This is a genomic window from Kineosporia succinea, from assembly GCF_030811555.1.
Classification (GTDB): Bacteria; Actinomycetota; Actinomycetes; order Actinomycetales; family Kineosporiaceae; genus Kineosporia; species Kineosporia succinea.
This window is the reverse complement of record NZ_JAUSQZ010000001.1, coordinates 5,270,905-5,289,445: the sequence shown is the minus strand read 5'-3', so window position 1 is coordinate 5,289,445 and position 18,541 is coordinate 5,270,905. Positions and strand designations below refer to the sequence as shown.

The 18,541-nt window shown below is 70.7% G+C and carries 17 protein-coding genes and 1 pseudogene; 12 read left to right on the top strand and 6 right to left on the bottom strand.

What is annotated here, in order from left to right; all coding sequences use genetic code 11:
- Positions 1-840: an NmrA/HSCARG family protein gene (locus J2S57_RS23000; protein ID WP_307246436.1), complete on the top strand. Its 840-nt coding sequence runs from the start codon at positions 1-3 to the stop codon at positions 838-840.
- On the opposite strand, the gene J2S57_RS22995 is transcribed toward J2S57_RS23000, so the two are convergent.
- Positions 818-1,342, bottom strand: a complete 525-nt coding sequence (locus tag J2S57_RS22995) for an Lrp/AsnC family transcriptional regulator (RefSeq protein ID WP_307246433.1) — start codon at positions 1,340-1,342, stop codon at positions 818-820. The genes J2S57_RS23000 and J2S57_RS22995 overlap by 23 nt on opposite strands.
- A 60-nt stretch (positions 1,343-1,402) precedes the next feature.
- Here J2S57_RS22995 and J2S57_RS22990 point away from each other — a divergent pair, with 60 nt between their 5' ends.
- The 8 genes from J2S57_RS22990 (at position 1,403) to J2S57_RS22955 (ending at position 10,121) form a co-directional block, all read left to right on the top strand.
- Positions 1,403-3,019 carry an alpha-keto acid decarboxylase family protein gene (locus tag J2S57_RS22990; RefSeq protein ID WP_307246431.1) on the top strand — a complete coding sequence of 539 codons (1,617 nt, stop codon included), beginning with the start codon at positions 1,403-1,405 and terminating at the stop codon, positions 3,017-3,019.
- Positions 3,016-4,071: a histidinol-phosphate transaminase gene (gene hisC / locus J2S57_RS22985; RefSeq protein WP_307246428.1), complete on the top strand. Its 1,056-nt coding sequence runs from the start codon at positions 3,016-3,018 to the stop codon at positions 4,069-4,071. The genes J2S57_RS22990 and hisC overlap by 4 nt, the downstream gene beginning before the upstream one ends.
- A gap of 68 nt (positions 4,072-4,139) precedes the next feature.
- Positions 4,140-5,021 carry a helix-turn-helix transcriptional regulator gene (locus tag J2S57_RS22980; RefSeq protein WP_307246426.1) on the top strand — a complete coding sequence of 294 codons (882 nt, stop codon included), beginning with the start codon at positions 4,140-4,142 and terminating at the stop codon, positions 5,019-5,021.
- 83 nt (positions 5,022-5,104) lie between these two features.
- The gene (locus tag J2S57_RS22975; RefSeq protein WP_307246424.1) at positions 5,105-6,292 is read left to right on the top strand and encodes a cytochrome P450; all 1,188 of its coding nucleotides are present in this window, start codon (positions 5,105-5,107) and stop codon (positions 6,290-6,292) included.
- Between the two features lie 28 nt (positions 6,293-6,320).
- The gene (locus J2S57_RS22970) at positions 6,321-6,884 is read left to right on the top strand and encodes a hypothetical protein (protein WP_307246422.1); all 564 of its coding nucleotides are present in this window, start codon (positions 6,321-6,323) and stop codon (positions 6,882-6,884) included.
- A 4-nt stretch (positions 6,885-6,888) separates the two neighbouring features.
- On the top strand, positions 6,889-8,094 hold the full coding sequence (locus tag J2S57_RS22965) for a cytochrome P450 (protein ID WP_307246420.1): 1,206 nt from the start codon (positions 6,889-6,891) through the stop codon (positions 8,092-8,094).
- A gap of 15 nt (positions 8,095-8,109) precedes the next feature.
- On the top strand, positions 8,110-9,183 hold the full coding sequence (locus tag J2S57_RS22960) for a cytochrome P450 family protein (protein WP_307246418.1): 1,074 nt from the start codon (positions 8,110-8,112) through the stop codon (positions 9,181-9,183).
- Between the two features lie 2 nt (positions 9,184-9,185).
- The gene (locus J2S57_RS22955) at positions 9,186-10,121 is read left to right on the top strand and encodes a condensation domain-containing protein (RefSeq protein WP_307246416.1); all 936 of its coding nucleotides are present in this window, start codon (positions 9,186-9,188) and stop codon (positions 10,119-10,121) included.
- Between the two features lie 93 nt (positions 10,122-10,214).
- Here J2S57_RS22955 and pflA read toward each other — a convergent pair whose 3' ends face one another.
- Together pflA and pflB are read right to left on the bottom strand one after the other, a co-directional pair.
- Positions 10,215-11,021 (bottom strand): pyruvate formate-lyase-activating protein, encoded by an 807-nt coding sequence (gene pflA, locus J2S57_RS22950; protein WP_307246414.1) that lies wholly within the window; start codon positions 11,019-11,021, stop codon positions 10,215-10,217.
- Entirely contained in the window at positions 11,018-13,276 is a 2,259-nt protein-coding gene (gene pflB, locus J2S57_RS22945; protein ID WP_307246412.1) for a formate C-acetyltransferase, read from the bottom strand. Before pflB ends, pflA begins: the two co-directional genes overlap by 4 nt.
- A 198-nt stretch (positions 13,277-13,474) precedes the next feature.
- Between pflB and J2S57_RS22940 the strand changes: the two genes are divergently transcribed.
- Entirely contained in the window at positions 13,475-13,780 is a 306-nt protein-coding gene (locus tag J2S57_RS22940) for a hypothetical protein (RefSeq protein ID WP_307246410.1), read from the top strand.
- Positions 13,781-13,795: 15 nt separating this feature from the next.
- Here the strand turns inward: J2S57_RS22940 and J2S57_RS22935 are convergent, their stop codons facing one another.
- Positions 13,796-14,506: a VOC family protein gene (locus J2S57_RS22935; RefSeq protein ID WP_307246408.1), complete on the bottom strand. Its 711-nt coding sequence runs from the start codon at positions 14,504-14,506 to the stop codon at positions 13,796-13,798.
- Positions 14,507-14,909: 403 nt separating this feature from the next.
- Here J2S57_RS22935 and J2S57_RS22930 point away from each other — a divergent pair, with 403 nt between their 5' ends.
- Positions 14,910-15,269 (top strand): PRC-barrel domain-containing protein, encoded by a 360-nt coding sequence (locus J2S57_RS22930; protein WP_307246406.1) that lies wholly within the window; start codon positions 14,910-14,912, stop codon positions 15,267-15,269.
- A 38-nt stretch (positions 15,270-15,307) separates the two neighbouring features.
- On the opposite strand, the pseudogene J2S57_RS35410 reads toward J2S57_RS22930, so the two are convergent.
- A pseudogene (locus J2S57_RS35410) lies at positions 15,308-15,585 on the bottom strand (DUF4235 domain-containing protein).
- Positions 15,586-15,815: 230 nt separating this feature from the next.
- On the opposite strand from J2S57_RS35410, the gene J2S57_RS22925 reads away from it, so the two are divergent.
- On the top strand, positions 15,816-17,042 hold the full coding sequence (locus tag J2S57_RS22925; RefSeq protein WP_307246404.1) for an MFS transporter: 1,227 nt from the start codon (positions 15,816-15,818) through the stop codon (positions 17,040-17,042).
- On the opposite strand, the gene J2S57_RS22920 is transcribed toward J2S57_RS22925, so the two are convergent.
- Positions 16,993-18,480: a PepSY-associated TM helix domain-containing protein gene (locus tag J2S57_RS22920; RefSeq protein ID WP_307246402.1), complete on the bottom strand. Its 1,488-nt coding sequence runs from the start codon at positions 18,478-18,480 to the stop codon at positions 16,993-16,995. The two genes, J2S57_RS22925 and J2S57_RS22920, sit on opposite strands and share 50 nt — an antisense overlap.
- Positions 18,481-18,541 lie beyond the last annotated feature (61 nt).

Below are 18,541 nucleotides of genomic sequence, written 5' to 3'. Positions count from 1 at the left end.
ATGGCAGTTCAGGGCACGGTCGCGGTCATCGGGGCCACCGGAAACCAGGGTGGCGCCGCGGCGCGGCATCTGCTCGAGCAGGGCGCGCAGGTGCGGGCCCTCGTGCGTGATGCTGCGAGCCCGAAGGCCGCGTGGCTGAGTGACGCCGGCGCCTCACTGGTGCAGGCCGATCTCGACGACCCGTCATCGGTGCTGTCGGCCCTGCGCGGCGCCGACACCCTCTTCGCGATGATGACGCCCTTCGGGCCGGACGGGGTCGAGGGTGAGCTCCGGCAGGGGCGCACCGTCGCCGAGGCCGCCCGGGACGCCGAGGTGCGCCAGGTCGTCTACAGCTCCGTCGGCGGCGCCGACCGCTCGAGCGGTGTGCCGCACTTCGAGAGCAAGTGGGCGGTCGAGGAGTACCTGCGCGACCTCGGCCTCGACCTCACCGTGATCCGGCCGGTCTTCTTCATGGAGAACCTGGGCGGCGCCGCGGCCGAGGAGGGCGACGAGCTCGTCGTCCGCCTGCCCCTGGTGCCCGGGGTGCCGCTGCAGATGATCGCGGTGGAGGACATCGGCGCGATCTGTGCCACGGCCGTCCTCGACCCGCAGCGCATTCCCGGCGGCGAGCTCGAGATCGGTTCCGACGAGCTGACTCCCGAGCAGATCACCGCCGCCTTCGCCGAGGCCGCCGGCCGCCCGGCCCGTTTCGAGCCGGTGCCGCTCGCTTCCATCAGCGACCCCGACATGCACGCCATGTGGAGCTGGTTCTCCCAGGTGCCCGCCTACCGGGCGGACTTCGCGACCACCCGGCAGCTGCGCCCGTCGGCCCTGACGTTCAGCGACTGGCTGCGTTCGTAGCCAGCCGTTCCAGCAGCCCGTCGAGACGTAACGGGCGGACCTCCTTCAGCACGATGGCCGTGCTGGTGCGCACGATGCCGGGCATGTCCACGAGCATCTCGGTGATCCGGTTGAGATCAGCCGTGTCCCGGGCCACCACGCGCGCCAGCAGGTCACCGTCGCCGGTGGTGGCCAGCAGCTCGAGCACCTCCGGCAGCGCACTCAGCGCCTCGGTGGCCTGCACCCGCATACGCTGGCTGATCGACACCGTCACCAGCGCCAGCAACGGGTAGCCGAGAGCCGCCGGGTCGATCCGCCGGCTCTCCCGGCCCAGCGCCCCGCTCTCCGTCATCCGCCGCAGCCGGGCCTGCACGGTGTTGCGCGCCAGACCGGTGTCCGCGGCCAGCGCCACCACCGTGGCCTGCGGATCACGGTCGAGCGCCAGCAGGATGCGCGCGTCAGTGCCATCAAGAGGTGTCAGGTTGCTCAATGCCTCTTCCTTCCCGGAGTCGGGCTTGAGCATATTGCTTCATTGTTCAGCAGGATATTGCGCAGCCTGCTCCATCCAGACCATCTTGACGTCATGGACGAGCGGATCACTGTGGCGGAGTACCTCGGGCACCGGCTGCGCCAGGCCGGGGTCGAGCACCTGTTCGGCGTACCCGGCGACTTCAACCTCACGCTGCTCGACCACCTGACCACCGTGCCCGGCCTGCACTGGACCGGATCCCCCAACGAGCTCAACGCCGGCTACGCGGCCGACGCCTACGCCCGCCGCAAGGGTCTGGCCGCACTCGTGACCACCTACGGCGTGGGCGAACTCAGCGCTCTCAACGCGGTCGCGGGCAGCGCCGCCGAGGACGTTCCGGTGGTCCACATCGTGGGCAGCCCCTCGACCGCCGCGGTGAGCACCGGCCGCAAGGTGCACCACACGCTCGCCGACGGCGTCTTCGGGCACTTCGAGCGGGCTTTCGCCGAGGTCTGCGTGCACTCCGAGACCCTCACCGCCGAACGCGCCGCCGAGCAGATCGACGCGGTGCTGCTGGCCGCCCGGACCCACCGCAAACCGGCCTACCTGAGCGTCCCGATGGACCTGGCCACCCTGAAGGTCTCCTCGGCCCCGCTGAACACCCCACTGCGGCAACCGGTCTCGCCGACCGCTGAGCTGGAACGCGATCTGACCGAAAGCCTCCGCACCGCAACCCGACCCGTCTTCGTCGTCGGCCACCTCGTCCCCCGTTACGGTCTGGTGCCCGCCGTGCTGAAGGCCGCCCGGGCCGCGAACATCCCGATCGTGACCACGCTCGCGGCCAAGGGCGTGATCGACGAGTCCGATCCCCTGCACTTCGGCGACCACGCGGGCACCATGGTGGACGCGTCGGGAGGCCTGGTCACGGACGCGGACCTGGTGATCGAGCTGGGCACGGTTCACACCGACCTGCTCACCGGGTTCTTCACCCATCGCGTGGGCGACGTGCACTTCTCGGCGACCCGGGCAGGCGGGCACGACGTACTGTTCCCCGACGCGGTCGCGGCTCTGGCCCGGGTCTGCGAGGACCTGCGATTCTCTTTGCCGGACAAGTCTTCCCAGGATCGGCCGGCGGCCGGCCACTCGGACGAGGACGCGGTCTCCCAGGAGTCGCTCTGGTCGGTCGTCGAGTCCTGGCTGCCCCCGGGCACGGCCGTGCTCGCCGACACCGGCACCGCGTTCTTCGGCTCGGTGCGCATGCGCCTGCCCGACGACACGGTCTACGTCGGCCAGCCGGTCTGGAACTCGATCGGTTACGCCCTGCCCGCCACGCTCGGCCAGGGTCTCGCCGAACCGCACCGCCGCCCGGTGCTTCTCGTCGGGGACGGCGCCGCGCAGATGACCGTGCAGGAGCTGAGCACCATCGCCCGGGCCGGCCTGACGCCGATCGTGCTGCTCATCAACAACGACGGCTACACCATCGAGCGCGCCCTGCAGAGCCCCAAGGCCGGGTACAACGACATCGCGCCCTGGGACTGGACCTCGCTGGCCGTCTCACTGACCGGCGGTGCCGTCTGGACCCGCACGGTCTGGACCAACGCCGAGCTCCGCCGGGCCCTGCACGAGGCCCCCGCCGACGAGTTCGTCGTCCTGGAAGTGGTCGTCGACGCGTTCGACACCCCTCCCCTGCTGAAAGAACTGGCCGAGCGCAACTCCGGAGGTGCGAAGTGACCCGTCCCCTGCTGCGCGAAGCGGTGCGAGGCCTGCCCGGGTACGTTCCCGGCCGCCGCGCCCTGGGCGCCGACATGGCCGCCCTGGCCTCCAACGAGAGCCATTTCGACCCGCTGCCCTCGGTCCGGGCGAAGGTGCTCGACGCCGCCCACCGGGTGCACCGCTACCCCGACCTGAGCTGCCTGGCCCTGCGCGAGCGGATCGCCAAGGAGTACGCCCTGGGCAGCGCCGACGAGGTCGTGGCCGGTCCGGGCAGTGTCGGTGTGCTGCAGCAGCTCCTGCTCACCGTGCTCGACCCGGGCGACGAGGTGGTGCACGCCTGGCGGTCTTTCGAGGCCTACCCGATCCTGGTCACGATCGCGGGCGGCGTCTCGATCCCGGTGCCGTTGCGACCCGACGAACACCACGACCTGCCCGCGATGCTCGCCGCGATCAACGACCGCACCCGCGCGGTGCTGCTCTGCTCACCGAACAACCCCACCGGCGTGGCGATCACGCACGCGGACCTGACCGCGTTCCTCGACGCCGTGCCCCCGCACGTGCTGGTCGTGCTCGACGAGGCCTACGTCGAGTTCGTCACCGGTGACGACCGCGTCGACGGCCTGGCCGCCTACCACCGCTACCCGAACCTGTGCCTGTTGCGCACGTTCTCCAAGGCCTACGGCCTGGCCGGGCTGCGCGTCGGCTACGCGATCGCCGATCCGGAGCTCGCCGAGGGCGCCCGCCGCACCGCCATCCCGTTCTCGGTCAGCGCCCTGGCCCAGGATGCGGCCATCGCCTCGCTCGACGCCTCCGACGAGATCGCCCACCGGGTGGCGTCGGTGGTGGGCGAACGGACGCGTCTGGTCACCGGCCTGCGCGAGCTCGGCTGGAGCGTGCCGGACCCGGCGGCGAACTTCGTCTGGCTGCGCGCGGACGACGCCCCGGCCCGGCTCACCGTGGAGCGGCTGGCCGCGGCGGACATCCTGGTGCGCGCCTATCCGGGTGACGGCATCCGGATCACGGTGGCGGACGCGGCGACGAACGACCGGGTGCTGCGGGCCCTGGCGTGAGGGGCGGTGCCGGAGGGCGGTAACGGCAGGGCCTCCCTGAACGCGGCGGGGCGTTCTACCGTGGGTGGATGAGCTCGACCGACCTTCGCACGCAGATCCGTGAGTTCCTCTCCAGCCGCCGTGCCCGCATCACCCCGGATCAGGCCGGTCTGCCCGCGTACGGCGGCAACCGGCGGGTCAAGGGCCTGCGCCGCGAGGAGGTCGCCATGCTCGCCGGCGTGTCGGTCGACTACTACGTGCGGATGGAGCGGGGCAATCTGGCCGGCGCGTCCGAGAGCGTGCTCGAGGGTGTCGCCGACGCGCTGCGCCTCGACGAGGCCGAGCGCTCACACCTGTACGACCTGGCCCGTGAGAGCACCCCGGGCAGCCGGGCCCGGCGCCGTCCGGCCCCGCAGAACCGGGTGCGCCCGGCGATCCAGCAGATCCTCACCGCGATGCCCGACTCCCCCGCCTGGGTGCGCAACGGCCGGCACGACATCATCGCCATGAACGCGATGGCCCGCGCCCTCTACTCCCCCGTGCTGCTGAGCTCCCGGCAGCCGGCCAACACCACGTGGTTCATCTTCATGGAACCGGCCGCCCCCGAGTTCTTCGTCGACTACGACCGGATCGCCGCCGACGCCGCGGCCATGCTGCGCCTGGAGGCCGGGCGCAATCCCGGCGACAAGGCGCTCATCGGGCTGGTCGGTGAGCTGTCCACCCATTCGGAGCTCTTCCGGCAGCGCTGGGCGGCGCACAACGTGAAGTTCCACCGCTCCGGGGTGAAACGGCTGCGGCATCCCGTGGTGGGGCAACTCGACCTGGACTTCGAGTCGATGGACCTGGCGTCCGAGCCCGGCCTGCGCCTCAACATCTATACCGCCGCGGCCGACACGCCGACGGCCGACGCCCTGAAAATGCTTGCCTCGTGGGTCGCCTCGCAGGAAGAGCAGCCGACACCACACGGGTGACAAGCGGCGCGGCAACTGGATTCCCCCGCCCGTCGCGTTGCTAGGGTGCTCCGCGTCACTGCACCGGGGGAAGGGTCTGATCGATGCTCACTGCCGTCGAGACCGATGTGGACGGCATTCTGCGCAAGATCTTTCTGCCCGCCGCGCAACGGGATCCGCACCCCTGGTTCGCCCGGCTCCGGCAGGATCACCCGGTCCTGCGCACCGGCGACGGCCTGTGGATGTTCAGCCGCTACGACGACGTCGCGACCATCACCCGCGACCCGGCCCTCCAGGTCAAGGACGCGACCTGGTTCGACGCCGGGACCCCCGGCTGGCGTGACCACCCCGGACTGCGACTATTGCTGTGCAGCATGGTCTTCCGCAACGGCAGCGGGCACCAGCGGGTGCGGCGGGCCCTCGCCCCCTCGTTCACCCCGGCCCGGCTGCGCAACCTGGCCGCGGTCACCCGGCGGGCGACCTCCCAGCAGCTCGCCCTCCTCGACCAGAAGCCGGACCTGCACCGGGATTTCACGGTCCCGATCGTGCAGCGCACGGCCTGCGCCCTGCTCGGGGTGCCGGCGGACGACGGCCCGCAGCTGTACGACCTGGTGCAGCCGATGCTCAGCCTGCTCGACCCGTTCCCGGGAGAGAGCACGGTGGAGCGGGCCGACACCGCCGCCGACACACTGCTGCCCTACCTGGCCGACCTGCTCGAGAGCCGCCGCCGCGAACGGGGCCCGAACCTGGCCTCCGACGCCGCCGCCCTGCCCGACGACGACGCCCTCCCCGCCATCTTCCTCGGTCTGGCAGCCGGTTTCGACACCACGCTCTCGCTGCTCGACCACCTGATCCGCAGCCTGGCCGCCGCCCCCGCCCTGGCCGCCAACATCGCCGCGCACCCGCAGGCCATCGAGGCCGCCATCCACGAGAGCCTGCGTCACGACCCCCCGCTGCACCTGATCACCCGGGTCACAGCTCGCGAGACAGTGATCGGCGGAGCCCGTCTGGAGGCCGGGCAGGAGGTGATGGCGCTGATCGCGGCCGCCCACCGCGATCCCTCCCGGTTCACCGCGCCCGACGAGTTCGACCCCCGGCGCGCCCCGGCCGACCTCCTCGCGTTCAGCGGCGGCCCGCACTACTGTCTGGGTGCCCAGCTGGCCAAGCTGGAGGCCAGCATCGTGATTCCGGCCCTGCTGCAACGTTTCCCGTACCTGCGCCCAGGAGCCGGGGCCCGCACCAACCAGCGTGTGACCATGCCGGGATGGACCAGTCTCCCGGCCGTCCTCTGAACACACCGTGACCCCGAGGAGATCAGCCATGACCGCACACACCCGAAACCAGCTCCGCCGCAGCACCGTTCCGGCGGCCGTCACCGGGCTCCTGATCGCCTCGGCCGCCCTGGCCCCGGCCGCGTCGGCCGCGGCGTCCGCTTCTTCCGGCCTGAAGATCCCCGTCGTCTGCGAGAGCACCGCCGAGGACACCGTCGGTTCCCAGAACCCCGGCAACCCCGACGCCATCGACTTCGAGGGCACCGGCACCGTCGTCTGCCTCACGCTCACCGGAGGGTTGCTGGCCAAGGGCACGAGCACCTTCAGCGGCACCATTCCCAAGGGCGCGTGCACGAACCTCGACCAGGGCTACGTCTACCGCGCCCGCGTCGACTGGAACGACGGCACGTACACCACCGGCACCTTCGACGACTTCACCCAGACCAAGCTCGGCGGCACGGCGGCCGTGCTGATCAGCGGCGTCACCGATGCCTCGAGCACGAAGTTCGGGAGCTGGCACAACCTGCTCGTCAGTGCCTCACTGGGCGGCTGCGGCACACCCGCCGCCGAGGCCGACAAGACGCAGGCCGGCGTCGTGCTCTACACGCCCTGACCGCATGACCCTGGAAACCGGCGCGGCCCAGGACATCCGGATCAGCACGACGAGCTGGTTCGACCCGTTCGACCCGACCCTGCACGCCGATCCGTACGCCCGGTACACCGCGGCCCGCGAGGCGGGCCCGGTGTGCGACGGGCCGTACGGCCTGACCGTGCTCACCCGCCACCACGACATCTCAGCGGCTCTGCGCGACAACCGGCTGGGCCACGGGCGGCCCACGGCCGAGAACCGGATCTTCTCGTTCCTCGGCCAGGACCCGCCGGCGCACGGCCCGCTGCGCCGGGTCGCCGCCCGGTTCTTCAGCCCGTCGGCCGTGGCCGCCCTCACGCCCCGGATCGGCGGGTACGTCGACGAACTCGTCGACCGGGCCCTGGACCTCGGGCACCTCGACCTGCTGGCCGACTTCGCGTACCCGCTGTCGCTGCGGGTGATCTGCGGGCTGTTCGCACTGCCGGAGGAGGACCATCCCTGGATCCGGGAGCGGACGCCGCCGATCGGGCGGCTTCTCGACCCGGCGTACTCGATCAGCGACGCCGACAAGAAGGCCGCCCGATCGGCCGCGGCGGGTTTCGTGGCCTACCTGCTGCAGCAGATCGAGCACCGCCGTCACCGGCCGGGTGACGACGTGCTGAGCGCCCTGATCGCCGACACCCCTGACGCGCTGACCCGTCGTGATCTGATCCCGATGTGCGCCCTGCTGCTCCTGGCCGGGTACGAGACCACCGCCAACATCATCGCCAACTCCGCCCTTTCGCTGCTGCGGCACCCGGACGAACTCGCCCGGGCCCGCACCCGCGTGCGACGGGGGCAGCTCGACCGGCGGGCCATGGACGAGCTGATCCGTTACGACTCGTCGGTGCAGATCACGTTCCGCACGGTGCAGGAAGAGGCCGAGCTGGCCGGGCGCCGGCTGGAACCCGGCCGTCCGGTGGCCCTGCTGCTCGGGTCGGCCAACCGTGATCCCCGCGTGTTCCCGGATCCCGGCCGGCTCGACCTCGACCGCTCGCCCAACCCGCACCTCTCGTTCGGCGCGGGCATCCACTACTGCCTGGGCGGTCCCCTGGCCCGGCTCGAGGCGGGGCTCGCGCTGGGCCGTCTCCTGCACCGGTCACGGGTTCTCGGGCTGACCGATCCGCAGCCCCGGCACAAGGACCTGACCGCGACCATCCGGGGGCTCGCGGCCCTGCCGGTGTCGGTGGCCTGAATCGATGGAGACCTGATGACGCTCCCCGCCGTCGAGCGCACGGCCCTGCCCGGCGGCCTGCCGGTGTTCACCGTGACCGGTTCGGCCCCGGCCCGCCGGGCCCTGAACCACCCCCGCCTCGCCAGCGATCCCCGCCGCCTCCCCGATCCGGCCCACGGATTCGGCGGCTGCCGTCATCAGGACGACATGTTCGCCGCCGAGGGACGGCACCTGCTCAACAGCGACGGCGCCGATCACCGGCGGCTGCGCGACGTGCTGGCCCCTCGCCTGTCCCAGGAGCAGGCCACGAGCCTGCGCGATCCTCTCGAAAAGGCCTGCCACGAGCTGCTGGACGCGGTGGGTGAGACCGCCGATCTGGTCGCCGGATACGCCCGTCCCCTCGCGGTCCGGGCCACCGCGGACGCCCTCGGCATCCCGCCCGCCGACCGGGAAGCCCTGACCGCCGCGACCCTGGCCCGGATCAACGGCGGGCATCCCGACGACCCGGAGGTGCGCGCCGCGCAGACCCGGCTGGAGCACCGGTGGATCCGTCTCCTCGCCCGCAAGCGCCGCGACCGCGATCCTCACGGCCTGCTGAACCATCTGCTGACGGCCCACGGCCAGGGCCGTCTCTCGGCCGAGGAACTGGTCTCGGTCGCACTGGGCCTGTTCTCGGGCGGCATCTCCCCCGTCACCGTGTTCGTGGTCTCCGGGGCGGTCGAGCTGCTCCGTGATCCGGAGCTGCGCGAGCGGCTCGGCGACGACCGCACCGTCGACGACCTGTTCCGCCGCACCGTTCCGTTCCCGGTCGCGTCCTGGCGTTTCGCCCTGGACGACGTGGAGGTCGACGGCACCGTGATCCCCTCCGGTTCGGTCGTTCTCGTGCGGCTGCGCACCGACGACGCCACCAACCTGGCGTTCGGCGCCGGCCCGCACTACTGCCCGGGCGCCCACCTGGCCCGGCTCGTCGGGTCCCTCGCCCTGCGCACCTTGTTCGGCCGGTTCCCGCACCTGCGCCTCGCCGTCGACGAACGCGAGCTGACCTGGCACGGCGATCTGGTGGAGCGCTGCTACGACAGCGTTCCCGTCCAGCTCACCCCCACGACCTGACCGTGCGGCAGATCCCCCTGTCGTCGGCCCGGATCCGGCCCGGCCGGGCATACGAGTGGCAGGTCGTGCTCACCGGGCCACCGACCGCCTCCGGCCCGGCGAGCTACAGCCAGGCCCGGCACCTCGCCGCCACGCGGACGGCCCTGGCGATGACGACCGTGCACGCCCCGAACACCCTCTTCATCGCCGGAACCTTCGAGATACCGGGCGCTGTCGACCTCACGGCCCTCGAAGCCTCGTTCCACCACGTCGTGCAGCGTCACGACGTTCTGCGCACCCGCTACCACGGCACCACCGGCGACGTGCACCACGCCGATCTGACCAGAACCGATCACGGGCAGCTGAAATCGACGGACGACGTGCGCACCTATCTGCACGAAAGATTCCGTCGGGTCTGTGGTTTCCGCGGGCCGACCGCCATTTTCGGCGTGGTGGTACGGAACGACGGCGCGAGCGTCTACCTCGCGCTCGATCACCTGATCGGCGACGTGGTGTCGATGGCCCTGGCGGCGCACGACATCACCTCGGCCTACGAGCAGATCCGGGCCGGCTCCCGGCCCGAGTTGCCACCCACCGGCAGCTGGCTCGCCTACACCGAGACCGAACGGGCGGACAACCAGTCACTGCACGCCGACAGGCCCGAACTTGCGCCCTGGCGCGACTTCGCCTCAGGCACCGGCTCTCTCCTGCCGTGGTTCCCGCTGGAGTCCGGCCGACGACCCGGAAACGGCCAGTCAGCTCTACGACCTCGCCCGCGCCCGGACCCGGGTCAGCTACCTGCGGGCCTGGGAGCTGCTGGCACCGGAGCTGGATCCGGCCACCGGATACCGCCCGGTGAACTTCCTTTCGTACCTGGACTTCCGCCGGCTGCCGGGCGACGTGACCGTGTACCTGTGGACCTCCGGGACCCAGGCGCTCTACCCCTGGTTCTACCGTGACGAGGCCGGGCTGCACGTGAACTGGCTGCACGCGGACACCCCGGAGGCGGCCGACGCGGTGCGCCGGCTCAACGCCGCGCTACGTCACCGGATTCAGCTCACCGTGAGCCCGCGCTCGGCGAACCGGCGACGGGTGTCCTCGACCTGGTCCCAGGTCGGGGGTTCGGTGCCCTCGAGCCGGTAGCGGATGCGCAGCCGGTCGTACTTGCCCACCCCGAGCCGGTGGTAGGCCAGCACGTCGACCCGCTCCACATTGCCCAGCCCGGCCACGAAGTCGGCCAGGCCCTCGATGTTCGCCGGGTCGTCGGTCAGGCCCGGCACCAGCACGAAGCGCAGGTTCACCGGTTTGCCGAGCCGGGCCAGACGCCGCGCGAAGCGCAGCGTCGGGGCCAGCTCCCGGCCGGTCACGACCTTGTAGGTGCCCGGGTCGAACGACTTGATGTCGAGCAGCACCAGGCTGACGTCGCCGAGCATCTCGTCGGTGGCCAGGTGCCCGAGAAAGCCGGCTGTGTCCAGCGCCGTGTGCAGGCCCATCTCCCGGGCGCCGCGCAGGACGCCGGCCACGAAGCGAGGCTGCGCCAGCGGCTCACCGCCGGACACGGTCACCCCGCCCTTTCCCGCCACCAGCGCCGCCCGGTAGCCGCGCACCCGGGCCAGCACGTCGTCCACCGGCGTGACCTGACCACCCAGAGGCGTCCAGGTGTCCGGGTTCTCGCAGTACTGGCACCGCAGCGGGCAGCCGGCGGTGAACATCACGAACCGGGTGCCCGGCCCGTCGACCCCCGTCGACATGTCCCACGAATGCACCCAGCCGGCCTCCCCGCGCCGCCAGACCTCCGGGTCGTAACCCGGCAGCGGAGGACGGGGAGCGGCCATCAGGGCGACGCCGACGGTGTTCATCGACCTGCGGGGTCGCCGTGGAAGGTGCGGTTGATGACGTCCATCTGCTGCTCCCTGGTGAGGCGGACGAAGTTCACCGCGTACCCCGAGACCCGGATGGTGAGGTTCGGGTAGTTCTCCGGGTGCGCCATGGCGTCGACGAGCGTCGCGCGCTCGAGCACGTTGACGTTCATGTGGTAGCCGCCGGAGATCATGTACGCGTCGAGAATGCCGACCAGGCTGTCGATCCGGTCCGCCCGGGTGCGGCCCAGGGCCTCGGGCACCGTGGTCGAGGTCAGCGAGATGCCGTCGCGGGCGTCCGCGTAGTCGATCTTGGCCACGCTGAGCGCCGAGGTGAGCAGGCCGTGCTTGTCGCGGCCGTTCATCGGGTTGGCGCCGGGGGCGAAGGGCTCCCCCGCACGACGTCCGTCGGGCGTGTTGCCGGTCTTCTTGCCGTAGACCACGTTCGAGGTGATGGTCAGCACCGACTGCGTGATCTCGGCGTTGCGGTAGGTCGAGTGCGTGCGCAGCTTCTCCATGAACCGGTGCACCAGGTCGGCCGCGATCTCGTCGGCGCGGTCGTCACCGTTGCCGTAGCAGGGGAACTCGCCCTCGACGGTGTAGTCGACGATCAGCCCGGTCTCGTCCCGCACGGGCTTCACCGAGGCGAACCTGATCGCCGACAGCGAGTCCGCCGCCACCGACAGGCCGGCGATGCCGCAGGCCAGCATGCGGTGCACCGGGTAGTCGTGCAGGGCCATCTGCACGGCCTCGTAGGCGTACTTGTCGTGCATGTAGTGGATGATGTTGAGAGCGTCCACGTAGGTGTCGGCAAGCCAGTCGAGCATCTCGTCGTAACGCTTCATCACGGTGTCGTAGTCGAGGGTTTCGCTCTCGAGAGGACCACCCGGAGAAGGTGCCACCTGCGCGCCCGACAGCTCGTCGCGTCCACCGTTGATGGCGTACAGAAGGGCTTTCGCGAGATTGGCCCGAGCTCCGAAGAACTGCATGGCCTTGCCCACGGCGGCGCCCGAGACACAGCAGGCGATAGCGGCGTCGTCACCGTTGAAAGGGCGCAGCAGTTCGTCGTTCTCGAACTGGATGGCGCTGGTGTCGATGCTGACCTGGGCGCAGAACTTCTTGAACCCCTCGGGCAGGCGGGGCGACCAGAGCACGGTCAGGTTCGGCTCGGGAGCGGGGCCCAGGTTGTAGAGGGTCTGCAGGAAGCGGAACGAGGTGCGGGTGACGAGCGGGACGCCCTCCGTCGTGACGCCGCCGATCGACTCGGTCACCCAGGTCGGGTCGCCGCTGAACAGGGCGTCGTAGTCGGGGGTGCGCAGGAAGCGGATGATGCGGAGCTTGATCACCAGGTCGTCGACGAGTTCCTGGGCCCGGGTCTCGGTGAGGAGACCATCGTCAAGGTCGCGCTGCACGTAGATGTCGATGAAACTCGACGTGCGGCCGAACGACATCGCTGCCCCGTTGCCCTCTTTCGCGCCGGCCAGGTAGGCCAGGTACAGCCACTGAACGGCTTCCTGCGCGGTGCGGGCAGGCCTGGCGACGTCGAAGCCGTAGGTCGCGGCCATCGTCTTCAGGTCCTTGAGGGCCTGGATCTGCTCGGAAAGTTCCTCGCGGTCGCGGATCACGTCCTCGCTCGACCGGAAACCGTTGAGCAGGCTCTTCTCCCGGCCCTTGTCGTCGATCAGGGCGTCGACGCCGTACAGGGCGACGCGGCGGAAGTCGCCGATGATGCGGCCGCGACCGTAGGCGTCGGGCAGGCCGGTGATGATGCCGGCCTTGCGGGCGGCCAGGATCTCCGGGGTGTAGGCGTCGAACACGCCCTGGTTGTGGGTCTTGCGATACTTGGTGAAGGTCTCCGTCACCAGCGGGTCGATCTCGTAACCGTACGCCGTCAGGCCGTTCTCGACCATGCGCAGGCCGCCCTTGGGCATGATCGCCCGCTTCAGCGGGGCATCGGTCTGCAGCCCGACGACGAGCTCGTTGTCCCGGTCGATGTAGCCCGGCGCGTGGCTGGTGATCGTCGAGGGGGTCGCGGCGTCGACGTCCAGGATGCCGCGTTCGCGCTCGGTCTTCGTCAGCGCGTCGATGCGCCGCCGGATGGCCTCGGTGCGCGGGGTCGCCGTCGCCAGAAAGCTCTCGTCGCCCGGGTAGGGCGTGACGTTGGCCTTGATGAAGGCGCTGACGTCGATCCGGTTCTGCCATTCCTGCCCGGCGAAACCACGCCAGGCGGACCGTTCCGTCTGCAGGGTGTCCATGGCTCGATGGTCCGCCCGCCGCCGCGGGACTCCCAGAGGCCAAGTGCCCCGGTTCAGAGCGGGCTTTGGCCCTCGGGCGGCCGGTCCTGCCCTTGGTCCTGCCCGTTGTCCTGCCCTTGGTCCCGAAAGGTGACGGCCGACCGGCCCGTGCGCACGTCGTCCCTCGTTGGGATCGTGGTGGTCGGCAGGAGGCGCTCAATGACTCACCGATCCTTGTCCAGCACCACCGTCACCCTCGAGATGACCCAGGTCGCGGCCCTCGAGGAGCACCTGAGGCGCAGACGTCACGCTCCGGTCACGGCGGGAGGCCTGCGTCTGCGGACCCTCCCGGAGAAGGCCGTCCTGCAGAGCGTGACGGCCGGCGGCCCACCCTCGTACCCGTTCGTGTACGGGCATTTCCGGATGCCCGGCGGGGAGACCCGCTTCGACGTGGAGCTGCACACCGAGCAGCTGCTCCGGCTGTGCGACCGGATGGGGCTGCGTCAGCACTGGGGACTCCGCTGAACCCTGATCAGCGGCTCACGGCCTCAGCAGGCAGAACTCGTGACCGTCCGGGTCGGCGAGCACCTCCCAGGGCACGTCCCCCTGCCCGATGTCGACCTTCTCGGCGCCGAGGGCGAGCAGCCGGTCGAGCTCGGTCGCGAAGTCGGTGCCGGCGGCGGGCGCGAGGTCGAAATGCCAGCGTTCCTTGCCGGTCCTGGCCTTCACCGGCGGCCCGCCCCAGGTCAGCTTCGGCCCGCCGTGCGGAGAGCGGATCGCGGTCTCCTCGTCCTGGTCCCAGACCAGCGGCCAGCCCAGCACTTCGCTCCAGAAGCAGCCCTTGGCCCGGCTTCCGTCGCCGGACACCGCACCGACGAAACCGCACCCGGCCAGGAACCGGTTGCCCGGCGCGATCACACAGAACTCGTTGCCGTCCGGGTCGGCCATCACCACATGGTCGACCTCGCCCTGCCCGATGTCGAGATGCCCGCCCCCCAGCTCGAGCACCCTGGCGACCTTGGCCTCCTGATCGGCCAGGTCCTCGCTGGTGAGGTCGAAGTGCGCTACGTTCGGGCCGTTCCGGGGTTGCGTGCTCGGCTCGAAGTGCAGCAGGAAGCCGGTGTCGTCGGTGGGGCGCAGCGTCGTCTCGGCCCCCTTCTCGAACTCCCATCCCAGCAGCCCCGCCCAGAACCGCGCCGCACGCTGCGGGTTCTCCACGTCGATCGTCAGCGCCACCAGTTCGGCCGCCATGAACGCCATCCCCTCGTCTCGCCCGACGGGCCCGGCCTGACCACGGCACGACCCGGCCCCGCCGGGATTCTCCCGCCACCGTCCCGGTCACCGCACCCGATTTGTCTCACCGCCCGGCATCGGGTGACACCCGCGCGGTCCTGTCGCACTTCGCCACCGCTCACGGCAACCACACAGGGGCCGCTTGAGGACGCCCCGGTCACCCGGGCCGCGCCCGGGCACCCAGGGCTGCGGCCGGGACAGGAGGGGACATCTGATCTTGCGTTTCTGCTGAGGCGGGGTGGACTGGATGTCGCACGGAGGTTTCAAGCCGGTTTCCACCGGATGACACCCGTTGCGTGGGCGTCGACCACAAGTTGACGTCGGCGCACCGCAAAACGTCTGCCGCAAGGAGGCTTTCACCATGAGCACGAACAGCTGGGACCCGTGGAACTACCGCACCGACGCTGGCGTCGGCACCGGCCGTGACCTGGCCGGTCTGTCCGTGCAGGCAACGGACGGCCACATCGGCAAGGTCGACGAGGCCACGTACGAGACCGACGGCAGCTACATCGTCGTCGACACCGGTCCGTGGATCTTCGGCAAGAAGGTGCTGCTGCCCGCCGCGGTGATCCGCTCGGTCGACGTGGAGAAGAAGGACATCCACGTCGACCTGACCAAGGACCAGATCAAGGACTCGCCCAAGTTCGAGCAGGGCGGCACCTGGTCGGACACGACGCACCGCGACGACGTCGGCACGTACTACGGGCGCGGGTTCATGTAGGCCCCATCAGCCGGAGCGCGCCGGGCGAGGCACCCCTCCTACTCCTCGCCCGGCCACTCCCCCGTCCACCGCTCGAACAGCACCGCACCGCCACGATCGACCGCGGCCTTGACCCCGGCGAAGATCGCACCCTGGATCGTGGCGGCCAGCAGGATCTGGCCCCAGCCGAAGCGGCGGTCATTGGCTCGGGCGTGTCCTCGGCATCGGACACGTGCTTCCAGACCTGCTTGAACAGGACACCGGCCACCAGACCGGCACCGACGCTCCCGGCCAGGCCGAAGGGCTTGTAGAGGATGCGGGCCGAGGTGTTCGCCATTAGGGTCTCCTTGCTGGTCAGGGACATTCAGTGCCCTCCCACGGTGGCCCGGCCCCGGAGATCGGCAACCGCAGCAGACCCCTTCTCCTAAAAGTGACACGATTCGGTGTAACACTTTCGGCCTGGATGCCGTTAGAGACACAGGAAACTGCAGGGCGGCAGTTGACCGCGTCCTCTGTTCGTCCTCGTCTGTCTTTGAGGTCTTCGTGTTTCACCGTGTGCGCCAGCACATGCCCCTGGCGCTTGTGTTCCTGTGTGTCGGTCTTGCCGCAGCAATGGCCGCTCCCTTTCTCACCCTCTTCCTCACCGACGCGGTGCACGCCTCCGGGCTGCAGGTCACCGCGTTCCTGGTGGCCGCACCGCTCTCGTCCGTCGTGGTCTCTCTCACCATGGGCCACTGGTCGGACAAGCTCCCCTCCCGCCGCGGCCTGATCATCGGCGCGGCGGTCACCGGTGCCGTCGGCTCCCTGCTGACCGCCTGGCTGCGCGACTACTGGCTCCTGCTCGGCCTGACCGTCACCATGACGGCCGCCGCCAGTGCCCTTGTACCGCAGGTCTTCGCCCACGCCCGGGTCAGCCTCGCCGGCTCCCCGCAGGCCGTGATGACGATGACCAGCCTGCGCACCGTGCTGTCGCTGTCCTGGGTCGGCGGCCCGTTCCTGGCCACGATGCTGCTGGCCGCCGGTGACTTCACCGCCGTCTACAGCTTCGCCGCCGCGATGTACCTGATCGCCGCCGTGGTCGCGTACCGGATGTTCCCCGCCGGGGCCCCCGTCCCGCCGCCCACCATCGGGGGGACGAGTGATTCGGTCGAGTCCGTCGCCGGTCGCGACGAGTCCCGCCTCGTCATCGGCCTCACCCTCGCCGCCCTGGTACTGCTGAACTGCACCGGGCACATGTCGTTGCAGGCACTGCCCCTGTTCCTGAAGAGCGAGCTCGACGCCGGCCTCGGGGACGCCGGGCTGATCCTCGGTCTGTGCGCCGGTCTCGAGATCCCGCTCATGCTCGGATTCGGCCTGCTGGCAGCCCGTTACAAGCTACGCATGCTGATCCTGGCCGGTCCGGTGCTGACCCTCGGCTACCTGCTGGTGATGGCGTTCTCCACGGCCACCTGGCAGATCGCGGCGGCCCAGCTGCTCAACGCCTCGGCCATCGCCCTGCTCCAGGGCCTGGGCATCACCTACGTGCAGGACATGGTGCCGAGCCGTCCCGGTCACGCCTCCACCCTGTTCACCAGCGCGGGACCGGTCGGTGCGATGCTGGCCGGCCCGGTGCTGGGCATCGCGGCCGGCACCGGGTACCGCGACGTCTACTGGATCGGCGCCGCGCTCGCCGCCCTGGCGTTCGTGCTGATGCTGGCGGCCCGGCCGACCCTCACCGGCGCCCGCATCACCCGCACCACCCGGATCACGCGCCGGGCCGCGAAGAGCGAGCAGGCCGCACTCGTCGAGGCCTGACTCCCCGCACCACCCGGGCCCGCGTTCCTCCTGCCGATGAGGGACGCGGGCCCGCACCTTCGCCGGGTACGCGCCCGGTCTCCCGACGCACGCGGACGACCACCACGTCCACCATCAGGAAGAGCAGCACGCCGACCCCGATCGTGGGCATGACCCAGCCCACCACCAGGGCCGCGATGATCGGGACCGGTCTCCAGCCGGCGGATCTCGGCGCCGGGCCGACCGCGAGACGGGTGCCGGTGGGGCGCCGCTGCCACCACATGCGATAGCCCCAGACGATCACGCAGACCAGGCCCACCGCCAGACCGGCCAGCAGCACCTGGTTCACGAGCCCGAACAGCAGGCCCATGTGCGCCGCGACGCCCAGCGTGGTGAGCTGGGCCAGCAGCGGCCAGTCCCCGAAACGGCTCACGGTCACAGTATTTCCGGTTCCGTCGATCACGGCCCGGTCGAGGTGCACGGGCACACTGCGGTCCTTCTCGATCACGGTCCAGCCTTCCCCCGCACCCGCGGGTGGGGTCAGGCGGATCGAGTTCTCCAGGCCCGCCGCCGCGGCCTCCGCGATCACGGCGTCGACCTCTTCCAGAGCATGGCCCACACCCGTGTGCGCCGTGTGCTCGGAATGCTGCGTGACCGTGGGCAGCTGGGGCGTGCGGCTGTCGAGCGCCGTCAGGGCATCACCGAAATGCCCTCCCGCCCAGCGCGACCAGGTCAGACCGGTCACCGACAGGAAGAGCAGCCCCACCGCCAGCCACACCCCGAGCGACGCGTGCCACGACCGGGTGCGACGAACTCCCCTGCGCGCCGCCAGGTCCGGGGTCAGGGCCCGGCGCAGGAATCCCGGCCGCGGGCGCAACCGCTGCCACCAGAGCACCAGCCCGCCGAGCACCATCACCCAGAGCCAGCTCGCGGCGGTCTCGCTGTACCAGCGCCCCCAGTCACCGAGCAGGAGGTTGCGGTGCAGGTCGTCGAGCCACGACCGCACCGGCGTGTACCCGGCCCAGGTCGTGAGCTCACCTGTCACCCCGGCCGTGTACGGATCCACGTAAACCGTGTGCTGCCGGTCGTTCTCGAGTCCGCCGACGGCGAACGTCACCTGCGTGGTGTCACGCGGCGCGTCACCGGGCACGATCTGCACGACCGTTCCCTCCGGATGTGCCGCCCGCGCGGCGGCCACCTGCTCGGCCACCGGCAGCGCCACCCGGCCGCCCGGGTCGACCCGCAGCTCTTCGCCGTGGACGACACCCTCGAGCTGCGGGCTGAACACGTAGCCCAGCCCGGTCAGTGCCGCGACCACCAGGAACGGGGCCACGAAAACCCCGGCGTAGAAGTGCAACCGGAGCAGGAGAGGACGCCAGGGCCGGGTCGCCGCGACGCTCACCTCGTCGGCCCGGAGGATCAGCGACGCGTCGTGCGTGCGGTCGGCGGGCAGGGTCATGAGAACTCCTCGAGCACGGTCGAGAGCGGCAACGCTTCTACGTCACGTAGAAACGAACCCT

What these genes read in the sequence shown, in the direction of transcription:
- J2S57_RS23000 (WP_307246436.1), top strand. Translation starts at nt 1, where the DNA reads ATGGCAGTTCAGGGCACGGTCGCGGTCATCGGGGCCACCGGAAACCAG.
- J2S57_RS22995 (WP_307246433.1), bottom strand. Translation starts at nt 1,342, where the DNA reads ATGCTCAAGCCCGACTCCGGGAAGGAAGAGGCATTGAGCAACCTGACA.
- J2S57_RS22990 (WP_307246431.1), top strand. Translation starts at nt 1,403, where the DNA reads ATGGACGAGCGGATCACTGTGGCGGAGTACCTCGGGCACCGGCTGCGC.
- J2S57_RS22980 (WP_307246426.1), top strand. Translation starts at nt 4,140, where the DNA reads ATGAGCTCGACCGACCTTCGCACGCAGATCCGTGAGTTCCTCTCCAGC.
- J2S57_RS22975 (WP_307246424.1), top strand. Translation starts at nt 5,105, where the DNA reads ATGCTCACTGCCGTCGAGACCGATGTGGACGGCATTCTGCGCAAGATC.
- J2S57_RS22970 (WP_307246422.1), top strand. Translation starts at nt 6,321, where the DNA reads ATGACCGCACACACCCGAAACCAGCTCCGCCGCAGCACCGTTCCGGCG.
- J2S57_RS22965 (WP_307246420.1), top strand. Translation starts at nt 6,889, where the DNA reads ATGACCCTGGAAACCGGCGCGGCCCAGGACATCCGGATCAGCACGACG.
- J2S57_RS22960 (WP_307246418.1), top strand. Translation starts at nt 8,110, where the DNA reads ATGACGCTCCCCGCCGTCGAGCGCACGGCCCTGCCCGGCGGCCTGCCG.
- pflA (WP_307246414.1), bottom strand. Translation starts at nt 11,021, where the DNA reads ATGAACACCGTCGGCGTCGCCCTGATGGCCGCTCCCCGTCCTCCGCTG.
- pflB (WP_307246412.1), bottom strand. Translation starts at nt 13,276, where the DNA reads ATGGACACCCTGCAGACGGAACGGTCCGCCTGGCGTGGTTTCGCCGGG.
- J2S57_RS22940 (WP_307246410.1), top strand. Translation starts at nt 13,475, where the DNA reads ATGACTCACCGATCCTTGTCCAGCACCACCGTCACCCTCGAGATGACC.
- J2S57_RS22935 (WP_307246408.1), bottom strand. Translation starts at nt 14,506, where the DNA reads ATGGCGGCCGAACTGGTGGCGCTGACGATCGACGTGGAGAACCCGCAG.
- J2S57_RS22930 (WP_307246406.1), top strand. Translation starts at nt 14,910, where the DNA reads ATGAGCACGAACAGCTGGGACCCGTGGAACTACCGCACCGACGCTGGC.
- J2S57_RS22925 (WP_307246404.1), top strand. Translation starts at nt 15,816, where the DNA reads ATGCCCCTGGCGCTTGTGTTCCTGTGTGTCGGTCTTGCCGCAGCAATG.
- J2S57_RS22920 (WP_307246402.1), bottom strand. Translation starts at nt 18,480, where the DNA reads ATGACCCTGCCCGCCGACCGCACGCACGACGCGTCGCTGATCCTCCGG.